The organism is Microcystis sp. 49638_E5, assembly GCF_021300285.1.
In the GTDB taxonomy this organism is placed as follows: Bacteria; Cyanobacteriota; Cyanobacteriia; order Cyanobacteriales; family Microcystaceae; genus Microcystis; species Microcystis aeruginosa_C.
Map to the genome: position 1 here is coordinate 90,727 of NZ_JAJTDH010000001.1, position 6,000 is coordinate 96,726.

A 6,000-nucleotide genomic window follows, 5' to 3' on the forward strand; every position below is an offset into this window, starting at 1 on the left:
GTTTCGCCGGTTGTGCTTGTTAAAGGTATCTTTCTTATACTACACTTGTAACACCAATAGGTTTAGTATTCGGGAGAAAAAATTATGCGGACAATCACACGCACCACCACTACCGATATGGAAGTCACCAGCATTCGTCTGGAAAGAGTCCTCAAAGACAAGCTGAAAGAGATTTCCGGCAATCAAGGTTATCAAGCGCTCATTCGCGATGTCCTATGGAATTTCGTTCAACAGAAATCAGGAGATTATCGACCGCAGTTTTGTGCTGGCGATATAAGGGCAGTATTTAACGCTACAGCTAGAAAAAATGAGATTTGCGCTCTTACAGGCAATTTAATCCCCGCTAATGCAACAATGTTGTTAGGTTTGACCATCCATGGCGATTTAGTCCCGTTGAGTATGGATAGTTATACCAATTTAAAATAAGTTTGACTAGGGTGGGGCAGAATCTAGTATAGTTAGTCCTCACCCAAGGGAAGTGGGAATTATAAATTATAAATTATGAATTATGAATTGAGAGGTGGGAATTATAAATTATAAATTATGAATTATGAATTGAGAGGTGGGAATTATAAATTATAAATTATGAATTATGACTTGAGAGGTGGGGAGTTTTTTGCTGTGAACAGTGAACTGATAACTGATAACTGATAACTGATAACTGATAACTGATAACCGATAACTGATAACTGATGACTGAAGCGATTTTACGAGTGGTTTTAATTAATCCGCAAATTCCGCCAAATACGGGGAATATTGCCCGTACCTGCGCCGCAACGAGGACAGAATTGCATTTAGTCGGTCCTTTGGGTTTTGAAATTAGCGATCGCTATCTGAAGCGGGCCGGCTTAGATTATTGGCCCTATGTAAAACTTATGTACCACTTGACAATCGATGACTTTTGTGTATATCAACAAAAGAGCGGCGGAAGGGCGATCGGGTTTACCGTGCGCGGCAGCAGTAGTTATCTGGAATACAGCTATCAAAGCGGAGATTGGCTACTTTTTGGCAGTGAAACCGACGGTATTCCAGCAGATTTATTAAATCAATGTGATGACACGGTTTATATTCCCATGGCAGAACCGGGGGTGAGAAGTTTAAATCTTTCCGTTAGTGTGGCCATCGGATTATTCGAGGCTAGACGACAATTGGGATTTATTCGTTAGCGGGACATTTGGCTATATAAACAGAGCAAATAAACTGAATTGATCATAAAATTGCAAAATTGCTTTTATTTAGCTCATTTTTGCTTATATCACGAAAAATTGTGATCGCCGTCAATTTTGTCCGTAATAACAGCAGTAAATTATGTGGATTATCCTAGCGCAAATTAATTGTTGCTCCTTTCTAATCCCATAATTTATTGAAAATAAAAAGGCAAGATGAGGCTTATGAATATCTTCGACCTTTCTTCTAATACTTTTCGCAATTTACAGCTTTTTAATCGGCAAAAATCCACCTCTGGCTTAACTCAAGTCGAGATGTTAGTTACCCTAATTTTATTAGGAATTCTCTTAACCATTGCCCTTTCTGTTTATCATCGTTTCATGGCTTGGATTCGCTTAAATATCGCCACCTTTGAAATATCCCAACAATGGAAAAATACCCGTTATCAAGCCACAGGAGGAGGTTCTCACCCTATATCTTTGTGCATGGCCGCAAGTGAGACCGAACAGATTAAAGTGGCCAAAGTGCAGGGGGACGAATGTGAAAATGTCACCGATTGGACTCCCATCACTCGCGGCGTTAGCATCGATACTAATAATTCTACCCTACGCCGAGTTAACGGACCGGCGGGTAATCAAGGGACAATTTATCGCGCTAGTTGGGGCGACACAAGAGAGGGGTTAGGGGGTTCTTGGGGACAGTTAGGCAGAATTACTTTAGTGGCTGCCGGTACACCCGACAAACGCTGTTTATTTTTATTTCGTGTTGATGGTAGTTGGGATATTCGCCAAGATAATAGATGTGTGCCTTAAACCGTAAAAAGTTATCGATATGATATCGAAAGAGTCACGCTCAAAAATCTAGAATCCCGACTGATAGCCTTTCTGCGGGGAAACTTAAACGGTTTTCAGTCCGTCTGGGAGTACACTAGAAAATACTCACTTATTCGATCCGTTCATGATTATTTCCGTCGTAGCACTGAAGGGAGGGGTCGGGAAAACCACCACATCGATTCATTTGGCCGCCTATTTTCAAGAAAAAGCGCCCACCTTATTGATTGATGCGGATAAAAATCGTTCGGCTCTCCATTGGTCCCGGGAGGAAACCCTTCCTTTTATGGTAGCGTCCCAAGCTGGAGCGACGGGACTGGTGAAACAATACACTCATATTATCGTCGATACCCAGGCCCGGCCGGAACCGGACGAGTTAAAAGATTTAGCTCAGGGCAGCGATTTATTAATCCTACCCACCACTCCCAATCATCTCGATATCGATGTCACGATTAAAGCGGTAGAATTGCTGTCCACGATGACCGATAATTATCGAGTTCTTTTAACCCAAGTGGATTCACGGACAAAAACAGGACGAGAAGCGCGGAAAGCTCTAGAAGAAGCAAAATTACCCGTATTTAAGCGAGAAATTCCCCGTTTAGTCGCTTTTGAACGAGCGGCCGAAAAGGGAGTCATCGTCAAAGATTATCCCGACCCCCGGTCGAATTTTGGCTGGCTTTGTTACCAAGCGGTCGGTAAAGAAATTTTTGCCCTAATGACATAAATTGTTAAAAAAGTTAACATTAATATTTATGTCATTTTTCCCCGAAAAGATACTTAATCTGCATGGGGACTTTTTGTAATCTTCCGTTAAGTGTTCACTCCTAAATCCGTAAAGTCTGAGACAATCAAAAAAGTCTGACTGTAGGAGAACCCTCTATGAAATTGGCCTATTGGATGTATGCGGGTCCCGCTCATATTGGCACTTTAAGGATCGCCAGTTCCTTTAAAAATGTTCATGCTATCATGCACGCTCCTCTGGGAGACGATTATTTTAACGTCATGCGCTCGATGCTGGAAAGGGAGCGTAATTTTACCCCCGTCACTGCTAGTATTGTCGATCGTAATGTTTTAGCCCGGGGTTCCCAAGAAAAAGTCGTCGATAATATTGTTCGCAAAGATCGCGAAGAAAGTCCCGATTTAATCGTTTTAACCCCCACCTGCACCTCCAGCATTCTCCAAGAGGATTTACAAAACTTTGTCGAAAGAGCGCGACAGGATGCCGAGGGGGATGTGCTGCTGGCCGATGTCAACCACTATCGCTATAATGAGCTACAAGCGGCCGATAAAACCCTCTATCAAATTATCAAATATTATCTCGATAAAGCCCAAAGAAAAGGGGAAATTATCTCCCAGAAAACCCCTAAACCTTCGGTTAATATTATCGGTATTACCACCCTCGGTTTCCATAACCAACATGATCGCACGGAATTAAAGCGGTTAATGGCAGATTTGGACATTGAAGTTAACGAAATTATCCCCGAAGCTGCCTCGGTGGAAAACTTAAAAAATCTGCCCCGCGCTTGGTTTAATCTGGTTCCCTATCGAGAAGTGGGATTAATGACAGCCAAATATCTCGAAAGCGAATTCGCTATGCCCTACGTTGATATTACCCCCATGGGAGTGGTGGAAACAGCCCGCTGTATTCGCAAAATTCAAGAGGTAATTAATGGCCAGGGTGCGGCAGTAGATTACGAAGATTTTATCAATGAACAAACTCTGCATATCTCCCAAGCTGCTTGGTTTTCTCGTTCCATTGACTGTCAAAATTTAACTGGCAAAAAAGCGGTGGTTTTTGGTGATAATACCCACGCAGCCGCTATGACAAAAATTCTCGCCAGGGAGATGGGAATTCATGTGGTTTTAGCGGGTACTTATTGTAAGTATGATGCGGATTGGTTCCTGGAACAAGTGAGTGAATATTGCGATGAAGTGTTAATTAGTGATGATAATGGGGCGATAGGGGATGCTATTGCTCGATTAGAACCAGCGGCGATATTTGGTACTCAAATGGAACGTCATGTGGGCAAACGTTTAGATATTCCCTGTGGAGTAATTGCCGCACCTATTCATATCCAAAATTTCCCCCTCGGTTATAAACCTTTCTTAGGTTACGAAGGCACTAATCAGATCGCTGATTTGGTCTATAATTCCTTTACTTTGGGTATGGAAGATCACCTATTAGAGATATTCGGTGGTCATGATACAAAAGAGGTAATTACTAAGGGTATTTCGGCAGATTCTGACCTAAATTGGAATAAGGAAGCTACGGTAGAATTGCAGAAAATACCTGGTTTTGTGCGCGGGAAAGTCAAACGAAATACCGAAAAATTTGCCCGGGAGCGAGGTATTGGTGAAATAACTTTAGAGGTAATGTATGCGGCTAAAGAATCTGTAGGAGCTTAATTATTTTTGGGGCTGAAAGTTAACAGCATTCAGCCCTTTTTTTAGTTATTTGCTTAATCCCTGAAGTATTCTTTCCTCTACTCCTTTCCCCTGAATTAACACTCCAAATCCTCCTAAACCGGTGGGATTGATTAATTGATGTAGGGAATCTCGACGCTGAAATATAGTTAATATATCGATTTTTCCTTGAGAAAGTTCATTTAATCTATCTCCTAATCCCAAAGCCATTAAAAATAATCCTTGCTGAGTAAAACCGAGATTTTTTAAGCCTAATTTATCCCCTTGACGTTGTAAAGCAGTAAAATCCACATGAGTGGTAATATCTTGTTCTCCCACCCACAAATAAGGATGATCATGACGCTGATGTTGTCGATAACATTGTAGGGTTCCTTGACTTCTTTGGGGATGATAATATTTTTCGGCAGTGTAACCGTAATCTATGGTTAAGATATAACCTCGATCGAGTTTCCGATTAACCGTTTCTAACCAGTCTAAAGCTAATAAGTTTACCTCGGTTTGATAACCCTCCGGATAAAGTGGGGAAGGAATATTTATCCCCACTAAATCAAAATAATCTTTGATTCTGTCAGTAGATAAATCTGCGATAATCTCCTGAAAAGGTTCCCCCAATCCTAGATAAATTTCTCGTAATTCTCCCGACTCAATCACAACTCGATGGACAGGAAAAGCATCGATTAACTCATTACTAAACACACAACCCACAAGGGAATTATCGGCTAAATCTGGCCAACTTCGCCAAGATACTGGGGAATATCCCGCTAAAGTTGCCCGTTGTCTTTCCCTGAGTTTCTGAGATTGTTCGACAATTATATAACTGAGATTTTGATAAAAATCAGCATAGCTATCACTTAAATAATCAAGGATATCCTTCGCTAAAATTCCCGAACCTGCTCCCACTTCCACTAAAGTAAATCCTCGCGAATTGCCCAAAAATTCCGCCATCTCGACAAATTGCTCTGCCAACAATTCACCAAAATCTGCCCCTAGGGACGAGGAAGTAAAAAAATCTCCTTTTGAGCCAATTTTTACTTTTCCAGAGGTGTAATAGCCATAATCGGGGTGATAGAGAGCTAAATCCATCCAGCGCTCGAAGCTAATTCGACCCGCTACTGATTGTTTAATTTCCTCTAGGATGATTGCTTCTAAATTCATCTTGATCAGGGAATTATGAATTATGAATTATGAATTATGAAATGGGGTTCTTCGTTACTTAGTATGGTTCGATAGGGTGGCATAAATGGACTAAATCCTTATCTGGCAAGAGATTTCATTGATTAGTTCGCTCTAGATCGAAAACAATTAACAAAAATCGCCAAATGTCTTTCTCTATAAGAGTTTCATTCCTTATAACCCTGTACGTTGCATAAGACAAACCGAAGAACCTGAAATGGGAAGTGGGAATTAGGAATTATGAAATGGGAAGTGGGAATTAGGAAGTGGGAATTAGGAAGGGTGCATCTAACATTTGCAAAAATACCGACAATCAGCAATTATCAGTGACTCTTAAATTATTACAGACGTATCAGCAGCTGCGTGTAAGCATCCCACCGAAAAACTAATGCGCGGGGGTTTGGGG

At 41.3% G+C, this 6,000-nt stretch carries 6 protein-coding genes; 5 read left to right on the plus strand and 1 reads right to left on the minus strand.

Translation table 11 applies throughout. The features are described from left to right. The first annotated feature begins 84 nt into the window (after positions 1-84). The 5 genes from LW728_RS00455 to bchB all read left to right on the plus strand — a co-directional run bounded on the left by LW728_RS00455 (position 85) and on the right by bchB (position 4,403). On the plus strand, positions 85-426 hold the full coding sequence (locus tag LW728_RS00455) for a hypothetical protein (RefSeq protein WP_002803985.1): 342 nt from the start codon (positions 85-87) through the stop codon (positions 424-426). Positions 427-692: 266 nt separating this feature from the next. Continuing rightward, positions 693-1,166 carry a tRNA (cytidine(34)-2'-O)-methyltransferase gene (locus tag LW728_RS00460; RefSeq protein ID WP_002803984.1) on the plus strand — a complete coding sequence of 158 codons (474 nt, stop codon included), beginning with the start codon at positions 693-695 and terminating at the stop codon, positions 1,164-1,166. A gap of 225 nt (positions 1,167-1,391) precedes the next feature. Further along, positions 1,392-1,979: a prepilin-type cleavage/methylation domain-containing protein gene (locus tag LW728_RS00465; protein WP_287764630.1), complete on the plus strand. Its 588-nt coding sequence runs from the start codon at positions 1,392-1,394 to the stop codon at positions 1,977-1,979. A 145-nt stretch (positions 1,980-2,124) separates the two neighbouring features. Beyond that, positions 2,125-2,721 carry a nucleotide-binding protein gene (locus LW728_RS00470; protein ID WP_287670624.1) on the plus strand — a complete coding sequence of 199 codons (597 nt, stop codon included), beginning with the start codon at positions 2,125-2,127 and terminating at the stop codon, positions 2,719-2,721. Positions 2,722-2,876: 155 nt separating this feature from the next. Then, complete coding sequence (gene bchB, locus LW728_RS00475; protein WP_287670622.1) at positions 2,877-4,403, plus strand: ferredoxin:protochlorophyllide reductase (ATP-dependent) subunit B; 1,527 nt, start codon at positions 2,877-2,879, stop codon at positions 4,401-4,403. Between the two features lie 45 nt (positions 4,404-4,448). Here the strand turns inward: bchB and LW728_RS00480 are convergent, their stop codons facing one another. Beyond that, a complete protein-coding gene (locus tag LW728_RS00480) occupies positions 4,449-5,576 on the minus strand; it encodes a class I SAM-dependent methyltransferase (protein ID WP_287764633.1) in 1,128 nt (375 codons plus the stop codon). Between the last annotated feature and the right edge of the window lie 424 nt (positions 5,577-6,000).